Annotated in this window: 17 protein-coding genes; 6 read left to right on the forward strand and 11 right to left on the reverse strand. The window is 64.3% G+C overall.

The genetic code is table 11. The features are described 5' to 3' along the window. The first annotated feature begins 8 nt into the window (after positions 1-8). Positions 9-764, forward strand: coding sequence for a hypothetical protein (locus OPIT5_14350; GenBank protein ID AHF91217.1), 756 nt, complete (start codon positions 9-11; stop codon positions 762-764). 4 nt (positions 765-768) lie between these two features. Here the strand turns inward: OPIT5_14350 and OPIT5_14355 are convergent, their stop codons facing one another. From OPIT5_14355 to OPIT5_14365, 3 genes are all read right to left on the reverse strand, one after another. Next, the gene (locus OPIT5_14355; GenBank protein AHF91218.1) at positions 769-1146 is read right to left on the reverse strand and encodes a hypothetical protein; all 378 of its coding nucleotides are present in this window, start codon (positions 1144-1146) and stop codon (positions 769-771) included. Continuing rightward, entirely contained in the window at positions 1143-1379 is a 237-nt protein-coding gene (locus tag OPIT5_14360; GenBank protein ID AHF91219.1) for a hypothetical protein, read from the reverse strand. Before OPIT5_14360 ends, OPIT5_14355 begins: the two co-directional genes overlap by 4 nt. A gap of 78 nt (positions 1380-1457) precedes the next feature. Further along, positions 1458-3029 (reverse strand): hypothetical protein, encoded by a 1572-nt coding sequence (locus OPIT5_14365; protein ID AHF91220.1) that lies wholly within the window; start codon positions 3027-3029, stop codon positions 1458-1460. Here OPIT5_14365 and OPIT5_14370 point away from each other — a divergent pair. Then, a complete protein-coding gene (locus OPIT5_14370) occupies positions 3024-3977 on the forward strand; it encodes a hypothetical protein (protein ID AHF94394.1) in 954 nt (317 codons plus the stop codon). The two genes, OPIT5_14365 and OPIT5_14370, sit on opposite strands and share 6 nt — an antisense overlap. Before the next feature lie 110 nt (positions 3978-4087). Here OPIT5_14370 and OPIT5_14375 read toward each other — a convergent pair whose 3' ends face one another. Continuing rightward, a complete protein-coding gene (locus tag OPIT5_14375) occupies positions 4088-5842 on the reverse strand; it encodes a hypothetical protein (GenBank protein ID AHF91221.1) in 1755 nt (584 codons plus the stop codon). Positions 5843-5901: 59 nt separating this feature from the next. Between OPIT5_14375 and OPIT5_14380 the strand changes: the two genes are divergently transcribed. The 3 genes from OPIT5_14380 (at position 5902) to OPIT5_14390 (ending at position 10678) form a co-directional block, all read left to right on the forward strand. Further along, entirely contained in the window at positions 5902-6804 is a 903-nt protein-coding gene (locus OPIT5_14380) for an AraC family transcriptional regulator (protein AHF91222.1), read from the forward strand. Between the two features lie 173 nt (positions 6805-6977). Beyond that, the gene (locus OPIT5_14385) at positions 6978-8921 is read left to right on the forward strand and encodes a heparinase (protein ID AHF91223.1); all 1944 of its coding nucleotides are present in this window, start codon (positions 6978-6980) and stop codon (positions 8919-8921) included. Continuing rightward, a complete protein-coding gene (locus OPIT5_14390) occupies positions 8918-10678 on the forward strand; it encodes an alpha-L-rhamnosidase (protein AHF91224.1) in 1761 nt (586 codons plus the stop codon). The genes OPIT5_14385 and OPIT5_14390 overlap by 4 nt, the downstream gene beginning before the upstream one ends. Positions 10679-10863: 185 nt before the next feature. Here OPIT5_14390 and OPIT5_14395 read toward each other — a convergent pair whose 3' ends face one another. The 3 genes from OPIT5_14395 to OPIT5_14405 all read right to left on the reverse strand — a co-directional run bounded on the left by OPIT5_14395 (position 10864) and on the right by OPIT5_14405 (position 14550). Further along, positions 10864-12024, reverse strand: coding sequence for an endopolygalacturonase (locus OPIT5_14395; GenBank protein ID AHF91225.1), 1161 nt, complete (start codon positions 12022-12024; stop codon positions 10864-10866). Between the two features lie 58 nt (positions 12025-12082). Next, the gene (locus OPIT5_14400; GenBank protein AHF91226.1) at positions 12083-13594 is read right to left on the reverse strand and encodes an RNA polymerase subunit sigma-54; all 1512 of its coding nucleotides are present in this window, start codon (positions 13592-13594) and stop codon (positions 12083-12085) included. A 68-nt stretch (positions 13595-13662) separates the two neighbouring features. Then, on the reverse strand, positions 13663-14550 hold the full coding sequence (locus tag OPIT5_14405; protein AHF91227.1) for a serine/threonine protein kinase: 888 nt from the start codon (positions 14548-14550) through the stop codon (positions 13663-13665). A 237-nt stretch (positions 14551-14787) separates the two neighbouring features. Between OPIT5_14405 and OPIT5_14410 the strand changes: the two genes are divergently transcribed. Beyond that, positions 14788-16236 (forward strand): ATP-dependent protease, encoded by a 1449-nt coding sequence (locus OPIT5_14410; GenBank protein ID AHF91228.1) that lies wholly within the window; start codon positions 14788-14790, stop codon positions 16234-16236. Positions 16237-16725: 489 nt separating this feature from the next. On the opposite strand, the gene OPIT5_14415 is transcribed toward OPIT5_14410, so the two are convergent. The 4 genes from OPIT5_14415 to OPIT5_14430 form a co-directional block, all read right to left on the reverse strand. After that, a complete protein-coding gene (locus OPIT5_14415) occupies positions 16726-17532 on the reverse strand; it encodes a type 11 methyltransferase (protein AHF91229.1) in 807 nt (268 codons plus the stop codon). A 150-nt stretch (positions 17533-17682) separates the two neighbouring features. Next, positions 17683-18888: a lipid-A-disaccharide synthase gene (locus OPIT5_14420; protein AHF91230.1), complete on the reverse strand. Its 1206-nt coding sequence runs from the start codon at positions 18886-18888 to the stop codon at positions 17683-17685. A 174-nt stretch (positions 18889-19062) separates the two neighbouring features. Continuing rightward, positions 19063-20079, reverse strand: a complete 1017-nt coding sequence (locus OPIT5_14425; GenBank protein ID AHF91231.1) for an oxidoreductase — start codon at positions 20077-20079, stop codon at positions 19063-19065. 246 nt (positions 20080-20325) lie between these two features. Beyond that, positions 20326-21786, reverse strand: a complete 1461-nt coding sequence (locus OPIT5_14430; protein ID AHF91232.1) for a small mechanosensitive ion channel protein MscS — start codon at positions 21784-21786, stop codon at positions 20326-20328. Between the last annotated feature and the right edge of the window lie 15 nt (positions 21787-21801).

The raw sequence follows: 21801 nt of genomic DNA on the forward strand, positions 1-21801 counted from the left end.
AGTGGTATATGTACTACGTATTTGCCATCCGCCTGTTTCTTTTCATCATGTCTGCGGCTATCGTCACTGCCGATTCCCAAATTCCGGAATTGCGGGTCCCGCGGGTCTCCGGAGATGCCGTGAAGATCGACGGGGTCGCTGACGAACCGGTCTGGCAGCAGGCCACCCCGATTGCGTTGCGCAGCTATTGGCCCACCCGTGATACGGCGGAAAAGACGACGGTTCGCGTTCTTCATACCGGCACAGAGTTGCTCGTTTCCTTCGTGTGCGAGGATGCGCAGACCGTCGCCACACATACCGCGCGCGACGATCACACGTTTCGTGACGATTGCGCCGAGATCTTCCTTGCCGCCCCGCTACCCGGTCCGCTGCACGAAGGACTCAACATCGAGATCAGCGCCGACGGCGCGTGGGCCGACGTGCTTTTCCGCTATCCGAACTGGTTGAACTACGACTGGAACCCGCCGGGCATTCGGGTGGCGGTCAAGATCATCCCGGGCGGTTGGATAGCCGAACTGGCCCTCCCTTTTGCCGACATCGCCGACGTCACAAAAATCGGTGGCTACAACGCGGTTTTCAATCCCGCGCATCAGGATTTCCGCCAAGCCGAAGCGACCCTCCGCACCCTGCCTCCACACCGTCTCCGCGCCAACTTCGCTCGCTGGCACCGTCCGGAAAATGTGCTCACGATCTGGAGCGATCCGCAGCGCCCGACTCCCCACGCTCTCGAACCCGACCGGTATGGCTGGCTGGTGTTCGAGTGAAAAATCAGGATGCCGCGGATTTGAGCGGGAGCATCGCTATCCGCATCTTTCTCGGATCGATGGTAACGAGCGCTCCCGAAATCAGTTCTGACTGTGCCGCTTTCAGTGCAGATACAACCAGCGTCCCGGCCGAAGCGGGCCGAACGTCCTCACCGCGAAGTTGAATGACGCTCGGAGCCTGCGCTCCCGTGGCATGGAGCAGGGCGCCGAAATCAAGACTGTTGGTGAAAACGACATGGCCGGACGCCTTGGCCCACGCCATGATTTCAGTGTCGGCGGCGGTAGCTCTGCCGACCATCGACCAATGAACCGTCTGCCATCCGGCAGCCTCCAGAACGGCCACCCATTCCGGAGACAGATTCATGTCGAGAAGGAGCTTCATGCGGTCTGGAGATCAAGCTCCCGCTCCCCGGAGCGCCAGGCGGCATAGGCGAGGGCAGCCTTCAGGTCGGCCTCCTCCAGGTAAGGATAGAGGCGGAGTATCCCGGCAAAAGACGCACCGGAGGCTACCAGGCCCGTGATGGTCCCCACCGTGACACGCATGCCACGAATGCAAGGCTTCCCTCCCATCACCAGCGGGTCGATCGTCACTCTGTCGATTTCGGGAAATGTCATGCGCTTATAACCAGGCGTCGGCTTCGTTTTTTCAAGAAGCGTATGCTGCCGGGATGAAGCATGGGGGGCGCAGGGCGATCAACCGGCCATGCCGATCCTGACCAGGCCATCGGCATCCGGCTGAAGAACAAAACCGTGAGGGATGGATCGGGCGTTTCCGGAGAGAAGCATGACGGTGTAGTCGTATCCTTCATGGGAAAAACGAAGCCGGTTGCCGTCCACGCCGCGAAACGCGCACGGCGCGGTGGGTGACCAGTCGGCGGCGAGCATCCAGCCGGCGGGGGAGGAGCGGGGAGCGGCCGTGCCGCGCAGTTCGATGAAGGTCTCGCCGAAGGTGAATGCAAAATGGTCGTCAACCTGGACCCGCAGCGTTTGCGGGTCGCGTTCGGTGACTTGCGGCGGAGATTGTAGGTCGTGGCGGGTGCCGTCCGCATGGACGAGGCGCAGACCGGCTTTGTGGCCGTCCCCGCTCCAGAGGAAACCGTCGAGGAGCGGCAGGGCATCATACTTGCAGGCGCTGGTGGCGCAGGCGGTTTTGAGAAAGGCTTCCTCGCGTCTTTCGTCGAAAAGCTGGATGTCGCGGATGCGCAATTCCCCGCCCTCCCAGATCAATCCCGACCGGTAGTATTTTGAACAATACCAAGTGGCCCCGCGATCCGCGGCGTCCACGTCGCGCTCCGCAACGACGGCGGAGGGCGGCGTGCTCGCATAGGCGGAGCGGAACCATTCGCCTGAGCGGGAGAGCGTTTCGACGCGGATGAGCCCGGCGTCGCGCAGTTCGGCGATGCGGCGGTGCTGGTAAACGAGACCCTGCTCCATGGCAGGCCAGCCGAACGAGTTTTCCTGGCCGGCCTGGGCATAGCCAAAGCTCAGGCACGGAGTCTCGAACATGTTTTTGAAAAAACGATCGGTCCATTCGGGATTACGGCCGCCTTCGGGGGAGATGGGTTCGAGCGTGATGACGGCCTGTCCTCCACAGGAGCCGGTGCCGCGGGGCAGTTCGTATTGCCGGATCGGATCGCTGCCGAGCATGCGGAAGACGGGGATGTTGATTTGTTGACCGATGGTTTGCGCGGGGATGAAGGAGTTTTGCCGCGAAGGGTAGTAGGCCTGGTTGATGTAGCCGCCCCAGAGCGTATATCCGTCTGTTCCCCACTGGTCCTTGCAATTGCAGAAGGCGGCGATGCCGTGGCGTTTTTCGAGGTGCGCGAGCGAGTGGGCGTCGATGAACCAGGAGCCGGCGGCCCTGGGCGAAAAACCGAAGGTGGCGCGAAAGTCTTCGAGAAAGATATCGATCATGCGCAGGCGCTCGTCGGGAGCGTAGCCGACGGAAAAACCGACGTTGACGTGCCAGTCCCACGGGTAACGGCCCCGCCATGGCAGGCCGGCTTTTTCCACCAGCGGTTGCACGAACTCGAACCACACTCCGATTTCATCTTCGGGTCCGATGTCTTCCAGGATGTCGAGAAAACGGCGGTCGAGCATCGCGTCGTATTGGATGAGCCAGGTGACCGGCAGGCGGTGTTGCCGGGCGAGTGCGCGCTGGCGAACGACGGGTTCGACCAGGTCGATGTTGCGGCCCGGGCGCGGTTCGATGCCGCGAATGAAGTTGACGATGTTGATGATTCCCTGGCGGCGGGATGTGTGCATGGGGAGGATTTGTTCTATTTGCCGATGATCCTATCAGGTCGAAAAGCGGTAAAAAATGGTGTGAATGACTTCTATTTTGTCATAATTGATATCCTCATGCCCAAGTCTTCACAAAGAATTGTTTTTCGTCCGCGCAACGAACGGGTCTACCGGCTGGGGGCGCGGATGGGATGCGGCTTTTCGTATCGCGCCCGGCTGGAGACGGGCGGGCAGTGGGGGCGGCGGGACATCGTGGATCGCTGCTACATCCTGGTGTATATCGTGGAGGGGAGGGGGCGCTACGAGGATGTGAGAGGAAACGTGTTCGGGATCGGGCCGGGGATGTTGTATCAGCGGTTCCCCGGCGTGCGGCACTCGAATGTTTTCGAGACGTCGGCCGGTTTTTGCGAATGTTATCTGATCCTGCCTCCTCAGATCCACGAGTTGTTGCTGGCGACGCGGACGATCTCGCTGCGCAATCCGGGGAGGATCATCGGCGTGGATCGGGAAATCTGTGTGCGGTTCGAGCGGATCATGCAGCGACTGAAGACGTGCGGAGATGCGGAATTGCCGACCGTTCTGGCGGAGATGCACCTGTTTGCCGCGGAGTTGCTGGGACGGAGCAACGGCACGGAGGAGCAGGGCGATGCGTTTGTCGAAAAGGCGTCGGCTCTTCTGGCGGATGACCTCGCCTGCCGGCTTCCGCTGGAGGCGGTGGCGAAGTCGCTGGGGCTGGGTTATTCGAAATTCCGCCAGGATTTTCGGGAGCGTTGCGGAGTTTCGCCGGGAGAGTTCAGGCTGGGAAAACGCATGGAGCGAGCCCAGTGCCTGCTCGCGGAAGAGGGGGCGCAAATCAAGAACGTGGCTCAGGAACTGGGGTATCCGGACGTGTATTCGTTTTCCAAACAATTCAAACGCCATGCCGGGGTTGCGCCCGGGCAGTTCGCCCGGGCGCGGAGGCCGGTGTAGGGGGGGGTTGTAGGGCTGCCGGTTGTCGGCAGCCGCGCATGCGGGGTGAAATTCGATTTTCCGCCCGGCTTCGCGGCACGCCGACAAGCGGCGGCCCTACAAGGCAGGCGCTAGCGAGACGTCACGCTGAACGCTCCCTTGTTTTCCCAGGCCCGCATGTCCTCCTCCTGATCGGGTGAGGCCGGAGGAGCCGCCTCGTCTGCGGGAACGAGAAAGTATTTTGAGAGGAAGGTATCCCTATCTTCGTCGAGCAGCCTGAGGGCACGGCCGCAAGGTTCATGACTCCGCTGGTTTTCCTGATCGGCTTTCAGGGTGGCGACGAGTTCGTCGACCACCCGGGCCGGGATGGCGTGGCCTGCCTCCCGTTGCCTGCGCATGACCGTGGTCAGGTTTGTCTCCCGGATGTGATACCCATACGACAGGGCCCGGCGGCGAAATTCATCCCATGCCTCGACCGTCTTCCGGAAGCCTTGTTCCAGGTCGGCCGGGATCCGGTTTTTTGTCAGCATGTCACGTCCCAGGGCCAGGGCATCGGCCAGGCGCTCCGCGGAGAGCTGGCATTGCAGTTGGACGTCCTCCAGCATCCACGGGTCGGGCTGGAGGTTGTCTGTATTCATGAATACAGAACGCCGGCTGGATTCCCAACTGGGCGTGTGGGCCTGCTGGCCGCGGATGAAGGCAGCCTTCATGTTGTGATCGACCCGGCACAGGCCGATCTTGCGGATATACCACGAGGTGTGCCACGGGAAGAGCTCCATGGCCTCGCTCGCGATTCGCCAGAATTCGAGCATGGAGCCGGCCGCGTCTTCCCAGGGCTCGGCCAGCTTTTCGAGCAGTTGCCGGTCGTCCAGATGCGAGTGGGTGAGGAAGAGGCCGGCCAGTCGCAGGTTCGGATCATCGATGGTCGGATCGCAGCCGAAATACTCCTTCAGGCCATCGGGAGAAAGGGCGGAGATCGCCCGCAGGGAACGCAGCAGGGCGTGGGGCCAGGTCAGGTGCCGGAACGGTTCCACTTCCTCGGTCGCGCCTCCGAGGAAGTGCTCCACGACCACGGGGATGTTTCGCTCCCGCGCCCGGTGTCGTGCGAGTTTCAGCCAACGATCGACAGGCAGGGTGGCCATGACTTCCGCGATGTTGGAGTGCAGGGCGAGTCCCGTGCGCTCGGGGTCGAGGAGATCGATGCATTGCAGGGATTGGCCCGCGGAGAGTTCCCAGGGCTCCCACCAGAGCCGGCCCGCAGGCTGCGCGTGCCGCCATGCTTCCGCGAGCTTGTTGACGAAAGGAACGACGCGTTCGTGGAGAGGAATGCCTGCGCAGCGAGGGCACGGGCCAAACTCGTCGCAGAGCCACGCGTCCTGATCGTAGGTGTAGAGGAGGAGATCATCGACGCCCGGGAATTGGCGGGCGAAGAGCTCGATCAACTTCACATAACGCGTCGTCGTCCGCTCGTCGCTGAGGCAGTTGGGGGGCGCATCTCCGTAACGCTGGTGCGCATTGTAAGGAGCCCCGAAGTGAAAGATCGAGCGCAGGCCGGTGGACTGGCAGATGCGGATGCGGTGCCGGAGAGCCTCGCGGCGGGCCTGGAAGCGCTCCGGCGAGCGGTCGCTGCGCAGCGGGACGGGCTGGGCGAATCCGGACTCGCGCCCTGCCGGCACCTCCACCACGTCCTCGAGGTTGAGCGGTTCGTCCGCAGGGCGGGCGCCCCAGGCAATGTTGAGCTGCAGCGTATTGAAGCCGAGGGTCCGGAGTTTCCGGACGTTTTCGTCCGTCCAGGGGACATCCGGGCGGACCGGTGAGCCGAGAAGGGCGATTTTGTAGCGGCCAATGGAAGCGGCCGAGGCGGTGCTGGTCGGGGAAGGTTTCATGCCTTGACTTTAACGGGAGAGCCGTGGCTCCGTCTTGAAGGAAACCGGTTCTCTTTTGAATGAATCTCACATCGCCCCTTTCTCCCCGGAAGACAATTCGCCAGGATAGCGTGCAGTTGAGCCATCGCCGTCCGGTGCGCATCCATCCGTTTTCGAACCACGGGGACTATCCCCTGCACGACCACGAGTTTTACGAGATTTGCCTGATACTCCGGGGGCACGCCGAGCATCTTTCCGACGACGGCGTGTGCCCGTTGCGCCGGGGTTCGGTGGTCATCATGCCGCCGGGGCGGGTGCACGGCCTGCGCAAGCCCGCGGGGCTGAACGGGGTGAACATCTATTATCTGGCACCTTGGCTTCTGGGCGACCCGATGCTGCTCCGGCAGCGCCTGCTGGCGTTGCTGTTCCTGGGCAAGACGCTTTTCCCGGCGGGGACGGTGCGAACGCCGATCCTGTTTGAAGTTTCCTCACCGACGTTGACCCGGCTGGAGCGAATGATGGACGAAATCACGGCGGAGTATGCGCACCCGTTCGCCTCGTTGTTTTCGATCAGGCTGCTCTTCCTGCGTTTCCTCCACGAGCTGTCCCGGGAATACGAAATCCGGGACGGCGGATCGGGAATCCCTTTCCATGAGGAGGTGTGGGCGGCGATCCTGCTGATCGAGCAATGCGTGCAGCAGAACCGGAAGTTTTTTGTATCCGATCTGGCGCGACAAATCGGATGCTCCGCCGGACACCTGCACCGGCTGTTTTGCGGGGCCACGGGGGCCGGGCCCATGGAATATTTCCAGGCGCGCCGGATGCAGCATGCCGCCCGCCTTGTTCTCGATCCGGAGCTCAACCTCACCCAGGTGGCGTATCAGGTGGGGTGCGCGGATTCGGCCCATTTCAGTCGCTGTTTTCGCCGGCACATGGGAATGACGCCGCGCGATTACAAACGGAATTTCCGGACAGGAGAATGATCGTGGCGACCGCTTCGTGCCGGGAAGCGGCCTGGCTGCGCCGGCCTGGTTCGGAGAGGGAGGGCGGTTCCGGCAGGCGATCCACAATCGCATGGTCAGCCTGAAAATACACCCTTTCGACCGATTCCGTCACTGACAGAAGGGCGATATCCGGGTATCCTGGCCATTGCTTCATGAGTACCGAAACCCTGCCTCTTCTCCCTCCGGTCCGCATCCTCGATCAACTCGGCGAGAGCACCACGCTGCCCGACGAGGTCGCGACGCTCCGCGACCGGCTCATCACCGCCGCCCGCGAGGACGTTGCCCGTCAGCCGATCATCCGCCGTTCCCGCACGCTCGCCGAACTCCGGGCCGATGCGTCGATCCGGATGAAATACCGCGAGCAACCCTCGCATCTCGCCCACCTCGACGCTGCCGGCTGGGAACGGTTTGCTCTTTCGCTGGGCGATTGCGAGGCCGTCAGGCCGCTGGCCGAGCGCCGGCTGCCGCGCCTGGCTGCCGCCGTCCGTCTCACGCGCGACCCGGCGCTCGCCGATTACCTCTGTCGCCAGCTTGACGAACTCGCCACCTGGGCTCCGCTTGTCCGGCCCGGCTGGTCCGGCGCCCCTCATCCGGACGGAGCGTGGCTTGGCACCGGCTGGGCAGTCCGCGCGATCACCGGGAGCCTGGCGTTGCTTCCTCCGGAATTCGTTCCCGACGGTCTGGCTGACCGTATCGCCGAACGCCTCCGGGCCGAGATTGCCGGCATCCGCAACGACTGGCGGACCCGGCCCAACTGGTTCACGCAACAGGAGGCGGTCCACAGCAACCAGTGGGTGTTGCCCAACGAGGCGATCATCCTCGCCAGCCTCCATCTCGGACTCGACCGGCATCTCGACGACTACGAATTCGGCGTGAAAAATGTGCTCCGTTCCCTGGATGCGCAGGGTCCGTGCGGGGAATTTGTCGAAGGTCTCGAATACGGCTCCATCACTCTGGCCAGCGCCCTCTCCGCCGCGCGGGCGGCCGCTTTCGTGGCCGGCGACACGCGCCTCCTCGACCATCCCTTTTTCCGTAAATTCTCCGTCTGGTACCTGCACCACCTCCAGCCCGCCGGGTTCACCATCAACGCGTTCGACGCCCGCGTGGTCCAGATCGACCGCGGGCTCGTCGCCACCCTCGCAGCCACCACCGGTGATCCCGCCGCCTTCTGGTATCTGCGCACGTTTCCTGCGACGGAGGCGGTGGCGACTGCCCTTGACAATGCCGGCGCTCCGGTCGCGCCATCCAATCCCTCCGTTATCCTGCCCGAACTTCTCGCCGCCTGCGCCGGCGCGGGCAGGGGGTTGACCGATCCTTCCGCGCCGGTTCTTCCCCTCTACGCCAGCTATCCGGTGGCCGCCCGGATCAACTGGATCGAAAGCTGGAACACGGCCGGCATCGCCGAAGGTCATTCGGCTGACGTATCCGGGTTCTGGATGCGAGGAGGGCATGCGAGCGACGCGCACGATCATCAGGATCGCGGTCATGTCAATTTCATCGTCAAGGGGCGACCGGTGCTGATTGAGGCCGGCCTGTTTTCCTACGGTATTCCCGAACACCCTACGCATTTCAAAAGCGTTGCCGGGCACAACGTGCTGCAGGTGGGCGGCCATGCTCCGGCGGAGCTCACGCCGCAGGTGCTTGCCGGCGGCGCGGGCCAGATTCTCGACGCCGCGCACCGTTCCGCGCCACTCACGGTCAACCGTCTCGATGCCGCGGGCGGCGACGTGACGATGGATGGCTCGGCCTGCTACGCCGGCGTCCGCCGCTGGAGCCGCCGGGTCGTATGGGATGCCGCTGCCGTCACCGTTTGCGACGAGGTGGAACTCCATGCGCCGGACACGCTTCTTTTCCGCTGGCATCTTGGGGTGCCTCCGGAAACGGCCTGCTCGTTTTTTCCGGGCGAGATTCGCATTGGTGACATCGTGGTCTCCCGGGAAGCGGATGTCCCGTTGACGGCTTCCATCGAAGCCATGCCGGACAATACGCTGACGCCCGGAACCCTCCATCAGCATGCGACCCTCGTGCTTCGGACCGGGTCGCCTGTCACGCATTTGAAACTGACTACACACATCTCCCTTTCCGCCCAACCATGAACAAACCCGCGACTCCGTCCGGACAATATGTCTCGTCCGCCGCCCTGCCCGAACGGGTCATGCCCGCCGTTCACCCCTGCCAGCTCTTTCCCGAGGCCCCTGCAAGCGTGTCGAAAGTTACCCCGGGCCTTTGGCTGATCGACTTCGGCCGCGTGGCCTTTGGCAACCTGGAGCTCGCTCCGCCTGCCGGCATGACGGGCGAAATCGTCGTCCACCTCGGGGAAGCCTTTTCCGGCGGACGCATCGAACGTCATCCGCCCGGTTCCGTCCGTTACGCGAAGGTCGCCGTTTCGCTTGCCGGCGACGGGAGGCCCGTCGTCGTCGCCCCGCCTCCCGACGAACGCAACACCAACGAAATCGCCGTTCTTCTTCCGCCCGAATGGGGCGTTGTGCTGCCCTTTCGCTGGGTCGAGATCGAAGGCTGGCCCGTTGACGCCGCGCCGCCGGTTGTCCGCCGTCGGGCGGCTTTCGCCAAAACCTGGGACGACCATGCGGCCGCCTTCACCTGCTCCGATCCCCTCCTTGACCGGATATGGGAATTGTGCCGCTACACCATCAAGGCGACCACCTTTGCCGGCGTGTATGTCGATGGCGACCGCGAACGCCGTCCCTACGAGGCCGACGCCTGGCTCAATCAGCTCAGCCACTACACGTGCGACCCCGATTTCAGCATGGCGCGCGACACCTTTCGCTATCTCCTCCGGCGTCCCACCCGCTCCACCGAATGGGGCCTGCACATGGTGTTCATTGCCCACGCCGACTGGTTGCACACGGGCGACACCAGCCTGGTCGCCGCCCATTACGAGGCGCTTGCAGGTAAACTGCTTCCCGAGCGTGCCCGTCCCGACGGTCTCCTTGCCGGCACGCCCGAACAGATGAAAAACGACATCGTGGACTGGCCCCCCGGCGAACGCGACAACTACGTGTTCATGCCTGTCAACACGGTGGTCAACGCTTTCCATTTGCGCGCCCTCGCCCTCATGGCCGTGCTCGCTCGCGCCCTTGGCAGGGCTGCGGATGCCAACGCTTTCGAGGCGCGCGCACGGAGTGCCGGCGCGGCGTTTCAGCGCGTCCTTTTCGATCCGGCGCGCGGCCTTTACCGCGATGGCGAGGGCACCGGTCATGCCTCGCTGCACGCCAATCTGTTTCCTCTCGCCTTCGGCCTTGTGCCGGGGGAACACCGCGCGGGTCTTGTGGAGTTTCTCATCCGCAGGGGAATGGCCTGCTCCGTTTACGCCGCGCAATACCTGCTCGAAGCCCTCTTCGAACACGGCGCCGACGAAGCCGCCCTTGGCCTCATCACCGCCGACGGAGGCCGTAGCTGGAAACATATGGCAGAAAGCGGAGCCACGCTCACGTGGGAAGCATGGGATCAGCACTACAAGCCCAACCAGGACTGGAACCATGCCTGGGGGGCCGCGCCTGCCAACCTGCTGCCACGTTACGTTGCCGGGGTGCAGGTGGATGCCCCCGGCTGGAAATGCCTTCGCATCCGTCCCCATCCCGGACCGCTCGCGAGTTGCACGGCCAAGGTGCCGGCTCCGCTTGGTCCGGTCGTGGTCGACTGGCGCAGGGACGGCGAGGCGTTTACGCTGAATTTTTCCCTTCCGCCCGGTGTCACCGCGCGGCTCGAGCTTCCGGTTGCCGGAGCGGGCGACGTCCGGCTCGACGGACAGGCCGTGGATGCCGTTCGTCAAGGGAAGCGACTTGTGCTCTCCGGCAAATGGAACGGATGCCATCGCGTTGTCGTGCAGTGAGCCGGGGGGGGGGGTAGCCAGTCAATCCGTCGGCCACTTGCGAAAACGGACTCGCGGGATCGTGTGTTGCATGGCGCGCGGGATCTTCCGCGCCGACTGCTGGAAGCACTCGTCGAACAGTGATGGCGGAGGGGGGGAGCGGGGAAATCAGCCGTCTCGTTGCAGTTGCCTGCGTCGGGAATGCATCACTGCGGGTTGATGAACAGATCGGGGATGTCGGCGGCGTCGGATTCGACGCATTCGCCGAAAGGCACGGCGCGTCCGGCGCCGGTTGCGGTTTGCCGGAGTTCGCGGAGCGCGACATGGCGCAGACGAAGCGTCGGTTGGCCGGGGGCCTGATCGCGGGAAAGGTCGCGGCGGAAATGGTGGAGGCGCACGTTTTCCATCCGGGTTTCGAAGCGGAGGAGGGCAATGGAATTGTTGGCGGACTTGGCGACCAGCAGGTCCGAAGCGTCGATGTTGCGAAGGAGGCCGACTCCGTCGGGAAAGGGCGGGGCGGTTTCGTCAAACAGCGGCACACGGCAGCCGCGGGCGGCATCGCAGTTGATGGCGGCAACCTCGCAGGTGCCCCGCACCTTGCGGATGGTGATGTTTTCGACGGGCGACCAGACGCTGAGCAGGCGCACGAAGCTGTGGCAGCCTTCGGCCTCGATGTCCTCGATGTGGATGTTGCGGATGGGGCCGCAGGTCATGCCGTTGACTTCGGTACGGGTGAGGGCGTCGTCGGCGTTGAGGGCGACCATGTCGTCGCCCGTGACGCCGGGGTGGAGTCCCTTGATATCGCGGATCACGCCGTCCTCGCAGTGGCCGCCGAGGTGAACGCCGTCGTTGTTGGGGCGCACGCGCGTGGAGCTGAAGCGGATGGTTTCGATGTGAAAACCGCGGGCGTGGGTGAGGCGGAGATGGTAGGCTTCGGCATCGCGCAGGTGGAGGTTGCGCAGGCACAGGCCGGTGACGTTGCGGAAATGGAGCATGGCGCCGGAGAAGCCCGCGTCGAAGAGACCGGGCGGGCGCGGATTGCCGGCGTTGTTGCCATCCCAGATGCCGCCTTCGATGGTGATGCCGGCGTCGGCGGTGGCGGCCTCGGGGTTGGCGTTGGTGAGGAGGTAGTCGTCGGCCGTGCGCGCGGCGCCATCGGCGAGGGAGAGGGTGGCCTGCGGAGCGAGGCTCAGGCGGGTGTGGGCGTGGATGCGGAGGGTGCCGCCGATCTTGTAGTGGCCGGGGGGAATCCCGATGTGACCGGGGCGGGCATCGAGCGCGCGTTGAATGGCTTCCCGGTCGTCGGCGAGGCCGTCACCGCGGGCGCCGTAGTCCGTGATTTTTTTCGAGGGAGTGCTATTCGCCATACGCAGGACGGGTGCCAGCGGTGATGGCCGGAATCAATGCAATTCCCGGGCGCGCCTCCTACACGTATTCCCGGCGGAGGTTGCTGGGGAGGAGGCCGAGCTCCTCGCGGTATTTGGCGACGGTGCGGCGGGCGATGTTGATGCCCTTGCTCTCCAGCTTCGCCACGATTTCCTGGTCGCTGAGCGGGTGGCTGCGGTCCTCGCCGGCGATGAGGTCGTTGATCATCTCCTTCACGCTGGTATTGGAGACGGATTCGCCTCCGCTGGAGGCGTAGCCGGGCGTGAAAAAGTACTTCATCTCGAAGATGCCGTGCGGCGTCTCGATGAACTTGTTGGCGATGGCCCGGCTGACGGTCGTCTCGTGCACGCCGACCGCGGAAGCGATCTGTGTCATGGTCAGCGGGCGGAGTTTGGAAACGCCTTCCTCGAAAAACTCGTGCTGCACTTTCAGGATCTCGCGCGTGATGCGTTCGATGGTCTGCTGGCGCTGCTCGATGGAGTTGATGAGGAACTTGCCGGAGCGGATACGCTCGCGAAGGTAATCGCGTTCCTGCTTGTTGAGCGTGCCTTTGGCGATGAGGTCGCGGTAGGTGCCGGAAATGCGCAGGCGGGGGATGTAGTCGCTGTTGAGGATGATTTTCCATTCGTCGCCGTCTTTCTCGACGGTGACGTCGGGCGTGACGACGCGATTGGTGTCTTCGGCGAAACGGCGGCCGGGGGCGGGATCGAGTGCGCCGATCTCGCCGATGGCTTCCTGGACGTCGTCGGTGTGGGTGCCGGTCTTGCGCGCGATCTCGGGGATGCGGCGGCGGGTGAGGAGATCCAGGTGGTCGCGCACGATGCGGGCGGCGAGGCTGTCACCGCGGCCCTTGGCCTGGAGCTGGAGGAGGAGACATTCGCCGAGGTCGGCGGCGCCGATGCCGGCGGGTTCGAACGTCTTCAGGAGGCGGGCGGCTTCCTGGACGGCGTCGAGCGGGAGGCCGGCCTGCAGGGCGACTTCGGAGGCCGTCTGGGTCGAGAAACCGCGTTCGTCGAGGCCGCCGATGAGGTGTTCGAGCGCGGCACGGATGTCCGGCTCGTGGTCGGAGAGCTCGGCCTGGCGCATGAGGTGCTCCTGGAGCGAGGTCTCGCTGACCAGGGAATCGAAAAAGTGCTGGCGGCGCTCGGCGTCTTCGGACGTGTAGGGCTGGTTGCCGCCGGCCTGGGACATGTAGTCGCGCCAGTCCTCGCCGAGTTTGCCGAGAACTTCGAACTCCTTGCTGAAATCGAGCGAGTCGGTGTCGCCGGCGGCTTCATTGCCGGCGTCGTTGCGATCGGAGTCGTCGGAGCCGGAGGCGTCGTTGTCGGATTCGTTGCTGGCGGAGAGCTTGTCGCGCTCCTGGTCGAGGCTGACGCTGTCGCCGGAGAGCTCCTCGAGGGTGGGATTGGCTTCGAGTTCTTCCTGGATGACGGAGCGGAGGTCGAGGGCGGCGACCTGGAGGATCTTGAGAGACTGACGCAGTTGCGGGGCGAGGACGAGGGACTGCGTCTGTTTTTGTCTGAGTTCGTGGCTGAAGGAAGGTCCGCTCATTGCGTGCGCTCTGTAAGGTACTGGTCGTGTGGTCGTGGAAGGGCCGGGACGCGGGGGCGCGACGCGTCTCAGCCCATGAGTTCGCGGAGGTAGGCTCCGAGTTTTTCGTTGGTCGGCCCGTAGCCGTCGCTGTAGAGATAGAGTTCGAGGTCGTTGAGGACCTGGTTGGCGGTCTGGTAGCGTTTTTCCCGGTCGCGGGTGAGGAGATGCGCGATGATGGCCTCGAGCCGGTCGTCGATGCCTTCGCGCAGGGTGCCGAAAGCGGGGATGGGCAGTTCGAGGATGTTGCGGCGCGACTCGAGCCGGTCGGCGGAGCGGAAGATGTTTTTCCCGAGGAGGAGCTCGGTGAGCACGATGCCGAGGCCGAAAAGATCGGCGCGGGCGTCGGTGACGGCGTAGCTGGCCTGCTCGGGCGAGAGGTACTCGTCCTTGCCGGCGATGACCTGACCTTCCTCGTTGTACATGAGGTCGAGGGCCTTCGCGATGCCGAAGTCGGTGAGCTTCACGTCGCCTTCGTGGGCAATCATGATGTTCTTGGGGCCGATGTCGCGGTGGACGATGTCGAGGAGGCGTCCGTCGGGGTCGCGCTTGGTGTGGGCGTAGGCGAGGCCGCGGGCGACACGCGAGATGATGAAGACGGCGAGATCGACGGGAATCTCGCGGTTGAGGGCGCGGTGGCGTTCGAGAAACTGCTCCAGGTTTACCCCGTTCACGAACTCCATCACCATGAAATATTGTCCTCCGATCTGGCCGAGATGGTAGGTCTGGACGATGTTGGTGTGGATCAGGTCGGCGACGAGCTGCGCCTCGCCGATGAAGTTTTTCTGGAATTCGGGGACGGTGGAATACTCTTCACGGATCAGTTTGATCGCAACGATCTTGCGAAAGTTTCCGGCGCCCCGCTGAACGGCCTTGTAAACGAGCCCCATGCCGCCTTCCGCGATCTTCTGGGTCATCTCGTAATGCAGCTCATTAAAGATATGTTTGATGGAGGGCACAGGGCAGGAGCAAATGCCCGGGCGCAATTCTGGCAAGCGGGATTCGGTGTTTGGCAAGGATTGTGCTTCATCGCGGCGATCCGCTGCCGGGGGAGGAAGGCGGGAGAAAAAAATGAATGGCGGGAAGGCGCGCTTTGCTCCGGATCATCGCATCCCGCCTCGACACGCGGGGCGTCCTGGCAATATTTCCCGGCTATGGCCAAATCCTCGCGCATGACGCTGTGCTCCTTCTGCGGCAAATCGCAGTCGGAGGTCAGAAAGATGATCGCCGGTCCGGGCGTCTACATTTGCGATTCCTGTGTCACCGTCTGCAAGACGATCATCGACCGCGAGACGGCGACGGTGACCACGCCGCCGCCGGCGGCGCGCCCGGTCTTCCGTCTCGTCAAGCCCTCCGTGATCAAGGCGGCTCTGGACGATTTTGTGGTGGGGCAGGACCATGCGAAGAAGGTGCTGTCGGTGGCCGTCTACAACCACTACAAGCGGCTTCGTTTTGGCGGCGAGAGCGATGCGGCGGCGGAGGCGGGCTCCGGTTCTCTCCCCGCTGCGGCCCGCGCCGGCAAGGCGGGCGCGGCCGGCGCCCCTGCCACCGCGGCGGTCGGCATCACGCCGCCGGTCGAGTTTGCCGATGTGGAGATCGAGAAAAGCAACATCCTGCTCGCCGGCCCCACCGGCTCGGGCAAGACACTGCTCGCCCGCACGCTCGCGCGCGTGCTCGACGTGCCGTTTGCCATCGCCGACGCCACGACGCTGACCGAGGCCGGTTACGTGGGCGAGGACGTGGAGAACGTCGTCCTGCGCCTGCTTCAGGCGGCCGGCGGCGATGTGAAAAAGGCCGAGTGCGGCATCATCTACATCGACGAGATCGACAAGATCGGGCGCAAGACGGACAACGTGTCCATCACCCGCGACGTATCCGGCGAGGGCGTGCAGCAGGCCCTGCTCAAGATTCTCGAAGGCACCGTGTGCAGCGTGCCGCCCAACGGCGGCCGCAAGCACCCGAACCAGGAGTACGTGCAGGTCAACACGGCGCACATCCTCTTTATCTGCGGCGGGGCGTTCGTCGGGCTCGACGGCATCATCCAGCGCCGCCTCGGGCAACGCGCGCTCGGCTTTGGCTCGGCGGCAGCCGGGTCCGGTCGCGGCGGCTCCGCAGATGCCGATCTGAAGACGGCGGACGAGATCATGAAAAACCTCGCGCCGGAGGATCTCGTCCGGTTCGGCATGATCCCGGAGTTCATCGGCCGCCTGCCGGTGGTGTCGGTGCTGGACGCGCTGACCGTGGCCGACCTCGAAAAGGTCCTCATCCGCACGAAGAACTCGCTGGTGAAACAGTACGGAAAACTCTTTGCGATCGACGGTGTGAGCCTGCGTTTCACTCCGGATGCGTTGCGGGCCATCGCGAAAAAGGCGGTGGATATGAAAACCGGCGCCCGCGCCCTGCGTTCGATCATGGAAAACCTGATGCTGGAGGTCATGTACGACCTGCCGCAACGCGACGACGTGAAGGAAGTGGTGGTGGACGCTGCGGTGGTGGCCGGCACGCGCCGGCCTCACCTGAAAAAAACCGTGAAAGCGGGCGAACGGCGCACGTCGCGCGGCGCGGCCTCGGCCGAGCCCGACGAGACGCGCACGGCGGCGTGACGGCGCAAGGCGTGCGCCCGGCCCCGGGGTCGGGGGGCCGGGGGGGGGGGGGAGGATTTTGCCGGACGCTTTTTCTGCCGCGTGTCCCTGCCGATTCCGTTGCAAAACTGCCCTGAAAAATCGTGCGCAAAGGCGTATGATTTTCTCAAACCCAAGGCAGGCAAGCCAACTGCGAATGGACGCGAATGGACGCGAATAGAGCGGTTCAAATAAAGCTGTAGCCGTTTTTAACCACGGATTTCACTGATTATCACGGATACAAACCATGCCTTGCCGCTTCCTTCTTATCCGTGTGCATCCGTGATATCCGTGGTTCTGTTTTCAGAATCCTGTACGGCTGCAATTTTTTAAAAAATGCTCTAAAACCGGATGGAGCCGCAACCTCTGTCTTCATTCGCGTTCATTCGCGGTTGGTTTGCCTGCTCCGGTTTTTGACGCAACCGGCCTGCGCCCTTCGTATGAACATCCGGAAACTTTGAGTCGCCGGTATTATCCGTGCTTGCGGGCCACGAGGCTGAGGCGGGGCCACCACCAGGTGATCTTGCCGTTTTCCTCCGCGAGCCGGAGCGCGGTGCGGACGGATTCGGGGACGGTGCGGACGGCTTCGAGCACCCGCGCCCGGTTTTCCGGCGAAGTGGCGGCGGTTTCGAAATACCAGTCGAGATCGGGCTGTTTGAACGGAAACAGCTCCGAGCGGAGAATCGTCAGGACGCCGGTGGCGCGGACGAGGTCTTCCCAGGCGGCGCGGGAGAGGAAACGGCCGTGGCTCGGGTCGCGCCATTTTTCCACGCGGTGCAGCCACGCTTCGGTTTCGGGCGAGTGATCGGGCACGCTGCCGTCGATGAGCAGGAAGAGGCCGCCGGGCCGCAGCACGCGGGCGGCCTCGCGCACGAAGCCGGCGGGGTCGCTGAAGTGGTGCGGTGCGATGCGCGACGAGACGAGGTCGAAGCTCGCATCGGCAAACGGCAGCGCTTCGGCGGGAAAGAGGCGGGTCGCGAGAGTGAAACCGGCGTCGGCCGCGAGCCGGCGGGCATTTTCGAGCATGCGCGGCGCGATGTCGCCGGCCGTGACGTGGTAGCCGAGCCGGGCGAGGTGCAGGGCGGTGTGGCCGCCGCCGGTGGCGATGTCGAGGGCGGCGCCGTGGCCGGCGGCGGGGGAGGGAAGGTCGATGCCCTCGAGCGCGGCGGTGATGTCGGCGGTGTCGGCGAGGATGTGGGTTTTGCCGTAACGGTCGCTCTGGCGATCGAATTGTGCGGCAGCGGCGGCCTGGGCGGCGTCGAGTGCGTCGGATTTCATGATGGTGCGCGGGATGTCGTCGGCGACGATCTTACGCCTGCCGGGCTGATAACGGAAATACTTGTTGGGTTTCCGGTGATGCCCGGGAGGAATGATGCCGGCATCCGCGGCGCGGTTCGCGGGCGCGGGTTATCCGGCCTCGCGGCCTCTTCACAGATGCCGGAGCACCCAGTCCGTGGCGGTGCCGGCGGCGGGCTGGCGGAGGAGGGCGCGGAGGCGTGCGGCCTGCTCGCGGGTGCGGGCGAGGCGGGCGGGGCGTTTCTCCGGGTCGAGACAATCGTGCAACTCGCCGGCGAGCGCTTCGGGCGTGGCGGCGTTTTGCAGGTACTCGGGGTACATCGGTTCGCGCAGCAGGAGGTTGGAAATGCCGAGGTACGGGATTTTCACGAGTATCCGGCCGAGCAGGTAGGTGAGCGGATTGGCCCGGTAGGCGATGGCGCCGGGGATCTCCGCCAGCGCCACGTGCAGCGACATCGTGCCGCTGCTCATGAGCACGGCGGAGGCCGGGCCGGGTTCGTCGTGATCGCCGGTTTTCTGAAAATGCAGCCAGCGCGGCGGCGTGGGCGGTAATGTATTTTCAATGACGCGCAGGATGGTGTCGCTCGGGTAGAGGACGAGCGCGTCGCGCGCGTTGAAGGCATCGTCGCGGGGATGGTTGGCGTCGTGCGTGGCGTGGCCGGCGACGAGCAGCGGAAAAATGCGGGCGACGGCCTGCTTGCGGCTGCCGGGCAGGAGCAGGACGGGGCCGTCGGGGTCGTAGCGGACGGGCGGGCGGTAGTCGGGCGCGAGGAAGGGGTGGCCGACAAATTCGACGGGCAGGGGCGTGTCCTTGTAGCACTCGACCTCGAAGGGGAAAATGACGGCGAGCGCGTCGAGGTGTTCGGCCATCCTGAAGCGGCGCTTCGCTTTCCAGGCCCAGATTTGCGGGGAGATGTAGTAGAGGAGGCGGATGTCGCCGCCGCCCTTGACGGAGAGCCCGCGTTCGTGGAGCGCGGCGGCGAGGCGGAGGTTGAGGCCGGGATAATCGACAAAGAGGACGGCGCGCGGCCGGTAGACGGTGATCCAGCGGAGGATCTCGTTGAAGAGGGTTTTGAAGAAAGAGTAGTTTTTCAGCACCTCGACGAGGCCGACGACGGAGGTGGCCGTCATGTCGTGCAGGAGCTGCGCGCCGGCGGCGGCGATGGCAGGGCCGCCGAGCGCGGAGACGGCGAGATCGGGCTGGCGCTGGCGAAGGTCGGCCACGATGCGCGCGGCGTGTTCGTCACCCGAATGCTCGCCGGCGACGATGAGCAGATCGACGCGGCCGCCGGCGGGCGGCGAAAGACGAAAAGGAAGCTGGAGGCGCTGGTCGGACATGTTTTCCGGAGAAGAGTTAACCACTGATCCACACGAATGAACACTAATGAAAGGCAGATGAGGAACCGCTAAAGAACGCTGAAATCCGCTAAAGCCAATCACGGGCAGAGGTTGCCCGTACCCGGTTCGATTTTAGCGTTCTTCAGCGTTCTTTAGCGGTCAAACCGGTCCGGTTTATTTCGTGTTGGCGCGGATCTGGTCGCTGATGGCGATGGCGATTTCGAGGGCGGTCTTGCCGAGGCCGCCGCCGACCTTGGGCTGGCGGGCGGCGCGGACGGTTTCCACAAAATCGGCGAGTTCGAGCGCGAGCGGCTCGCCTTTTTCGATAGGGATGTCCTTGACCGGGATTTTCGAGAGATCGCCGGCCTGCACGAGGCCCATCTTCAGCTTGATGCCGTAGCCGAGCATGTCGCTTTTTTTGACGAGGTGCCCCTTCTGGTTCATGAAATCGAGCGAGAGGTAGGCGTCTTCCTGGAAGACGCGGATCTCGCGGACTTTTTTCGTGCTGATGCGGCTGGTGCTGAGGTTGGCGACGCAGCCGTTTTCGAAAACAATGCGGGCATTGGCGATGTCCTCGGTCTTCGAGAGGATGTTGACGCCGACGCTCTCGATGCGGGCGACGGGGGATTTGACGAGGGCGAGCACGATGCCGATGTCGTGGATCATCAGGTCGAGCGTGACGCCGACCTCGGTGCCGCGCGGGGTGAAGGGCGCGAGGCGCTCGGCGGTGATGTAGCGCGGGTCCCGGATGTGTTTTTCGAGAAAACTCATCACGGGGTTGAAGTGTTCGATGTGGCCGACCTGCACGACGACGCCGGCGGCGCGGGCGGCGGAGAGCACTTTTTCGGCTTCGGGAAGCGTGGCGGTGATGGGTTTCTCGATGAGGAGGTGGCAGCCTTTGGCGAGGAGGGGCAGGGCGACTTCGGCGTGTTTGTCGGTGGGCACGACGACGGAGACGGCGTCGCAGGCGTCGCCGAGTTCGTCGAGCGTGGCGAAGCGGTGACACTGGTGACGTTCGCAGATCTCCTTCGCGCGGGCGTCGTTGGCCTCGAAGATGCCGGCGAATTCGATGTCGGGCATGGCGGCGTAGATGCGCGCGTGGTGCTGGCCGAGCGACCCGGTGCCGACGACACCGCAGCGGATTTTGTTCTGTTTCGAGGAGGAGCGGGAGGATCGGGTGAAAAAACTCACGGAAGGATGCGGGATGGATGGATGCGAAACGGGAAAGGCGCCACGTTACAGGTCCGGCGGGGCTCCGCGATGCAGAAAAAAGCGGCAGAGACGGGGGGGAGGGGGGGAGTTTGAATTTTGAAGTTTGAAATTGGAAGCCGGTCTCCGGCATCGCGGGTCATCCCCGCTCTGGCGAGCACCGTCCGCTTGTCGACCCGCTTCCAATTTCAAACTTCAAAATTCAAACTTCACCCTCCCCGGCCTCCATTACTTGGCGTCGCTGCGTCCGGCCGCCCATTGTTTGGCGAGCGGGCCGTCGAATTGCAGGGTCTGCGTGGGGTAGGCGAAGGAGAGGCCGCGGGCAGCGACGGCGCGCATGATGGCCAGGTTGATGCGCTGGCGCAGGACCATGAACCGGTTGAAGTCGGGGCTCCGCGTCGTGTAGCCGACCGCGATGTCGAGCGACGAGGCGCTGAGGTCGCGGAACCACGCCTGCTGGCCGCCGGGCAGGACCTCCTCCTTCTCGGCCTCGAGGATTGCGGCGATATCCCGCACGATGGCCTCGATCTGTTCGGGCGTGGTGTCGTAGGTGAGGCTGACGACCATGTCGACGCGGCGCTGGATAAACCGCGACTGGTTGACGATGGTTTCGGCGGCCACGGTCTTGTTGGGAATGATGGCGAGCGACCTGTCGGGGAGCCGGAGCCGGGTGGAGCGCAGGCCGATGTCTTCCACCACACCGCTGTTGTTACCGATCTTGATGGCTTCGCCGATCTTGAAGGGCTGGTCGATGGCGACGACCACCGATCCGAAAAGGTTGGCGATGGTGTCCTGGGCGGCGAGGGCGAAGGCGAGACCGCCGATACCGAGGCCGGCGAGGAAGGCGCTGACGTTGGCACCGAGGTTTTGCGCGATCATGAGCACGGCGAGGATCACGAAGGCGGCGATGAGCGTCTTCTTGATCCACGGCATGAAGGCGGCGACGCCGGCCTGGCGCCGGAGAGCGATTTCATGGAGATGGTCGAGAACCGTGCCGAGGGCGCGGATCAGCAGCCAGAAGAAGCAGAGGGAGAAGGCGATGGTGGCGGCGTAGGCCTTGATGAGGGCGGTCGAGGCGGGGAGCTTCAGGACGTTGACGGCGATAAAAAATCCGGCGAGCAGAACGAAAGCGCCGACGGGCTGTTCGACGGCGGCGGCAAGTTTGTCGTCCAGCGTGCTGCGCGTGCGTGCGGCGAGCCGGTGAAAGAGCGCAAAGAGCCAGTAGGCGACGAGCCGCTTCAGCAGGTAGAACACCACGAGAACCGAACCCGCGATGATGTAGCGTGTGGTGGTGTTGCCGGAGGTCTTGACGTCGAGCGCCTCCAGCAGGGAGTTGGTGGCATCCGTGACGAAACCGGGTGTCTCGACCTTGGCCTCGCCGCTGGCTACGGCGGCGGCTGCCGCGGTGGTGTTGGGGTCGGGCGAAGATACGGCGGCGGACGGGGTGGAAGAGGAGGCGCTTTCGGACGCGGGCGGCGCGGGCTCGTTCCGGGCGGGCAGGGCCGGAGCGACGAGCAGCGGGACCAGCAGAAAGGCAAACCGGGCGAGGAAGCGTGGCAGGGTGGCGAAGGACGGCAAGTGCATGACGGTGATGTAGCGAAACGGACGGAGTGCGGAAAGTGCGAGACGGTACTTTCGTTTGCGGTATGCGCGCGAGAGCCGGGAGTCAAACCGGAGCAGGAATATCACGGTTCACGCAGGTGC

The organism is Opitutaceae bacterium TAV5 (assembly GCA_000242935.3).
GTDB lineage: Bacteria > Verrucomicrobiota > Verrucomicrobiia > Opitutales > Opitutaceae > Geminisphaera.

Excerpts from the sequence above, each read along its gene's own strand:
- OPIT5_14400 (AHF91226.1), bottom strand. The coding sequence starts at position 13,594 with ATGAGCGGACCTTCCTTCAGCCACGAACTCAGACAAAAACAGACGCAG.
- OPIT5_14350 (AHF91217.1), top strand. The coding sequence starts at position 9 with ATGTACTACGTATTTGCCATCCGCCTGTTTCTTTTCATCATGTCTGCG.
- OPIT5_14395 (AHF91225.1), bottom strand. The coding sequence starts at position 12,024 with ATGGCGAATAGCACTCCCTCGAAAAAAATCACGGACTACGGCGCCCGC.
- OPIT5_14420 (AHF91230.1), bottom strand. The coding sequence starts at position 18,888 with ATGTCCGACCAGCGCCTCCAGCTTCCTTTTCGTCTTTCGCCGCCCGCC.
- OPIT5_14375 (AHF91221.1), bottom strand. The coding sequence starts at position 5,842 with ATGAAACCTTCCCCGACCAGCACCGCCTCGGCCGCTTCCATTGGCCGC.
- OPIT5_14405 (AHF91227.1), bottom strand. The coding sequence starts at position 14,550 with ATGACCCAGAAGATCGCGGAAGGCGGCATGGGGCTCGTTTACAAGGCC.
- OPIT5_14365 (AHF91220.1), bottom strand. The coding sequence starts at position 3,029 with ATGCACACATCCCGCCGCCAGGGAATCATCAACATCGTCAACTTCATT.
- OPIT5_14410 (AHF91228.1), top strand. The coding sequence starts at position 14,788 with ATGGCCAAATCCTCGCGCATGACGCTGTGCTCCTTCTGCGGCAAATCG.
- OPIT5_14380 (AHF91222.1), top strand. The coding sequence starts at position 5,902 with ATGAATCTCACATCGCCCCTTTCTCCCCGGAAGACAATTCGCCAGGAT.
- OPIT5_14390 (AHF91224.1), top strand. The coding sequence starts at position 8,918 with ATGAACAAACCCGCGACTCCGTCCGGACAATATGTCTCGTCCGCCGCC.
- OPIT5_14360 (AHF91219.1), bottom strand. The coding sequence starts at position 1,379 with ATGACATTTCCCGAAATCGACAGAGTGACGATCGACCCGCTGGTGATG.
- OPIT5_14385 (AHF91223.1), top strand. The coding sequence starts at position 6,978 with ATGAGTACCGAAACCCTGCCTCTTCTCCCTCCGGTCCGCATCCTCGAT.
- OPIT5_14415 (AHF91229.1), bottom strand. The coding sequence starts at position 17,532 with ATGAAATCCGACGCACTCGACGCCGCCCAGGCCGCCGCTGCCGCACAA.
- OPIT5_14355 (AHF91218.1), bottom strand. The coding sequence starts at position 1,146 with ATGAAGCTCCTTCTCGACATGAATCTGTCTCCGGAATGGGTGGCCGTT.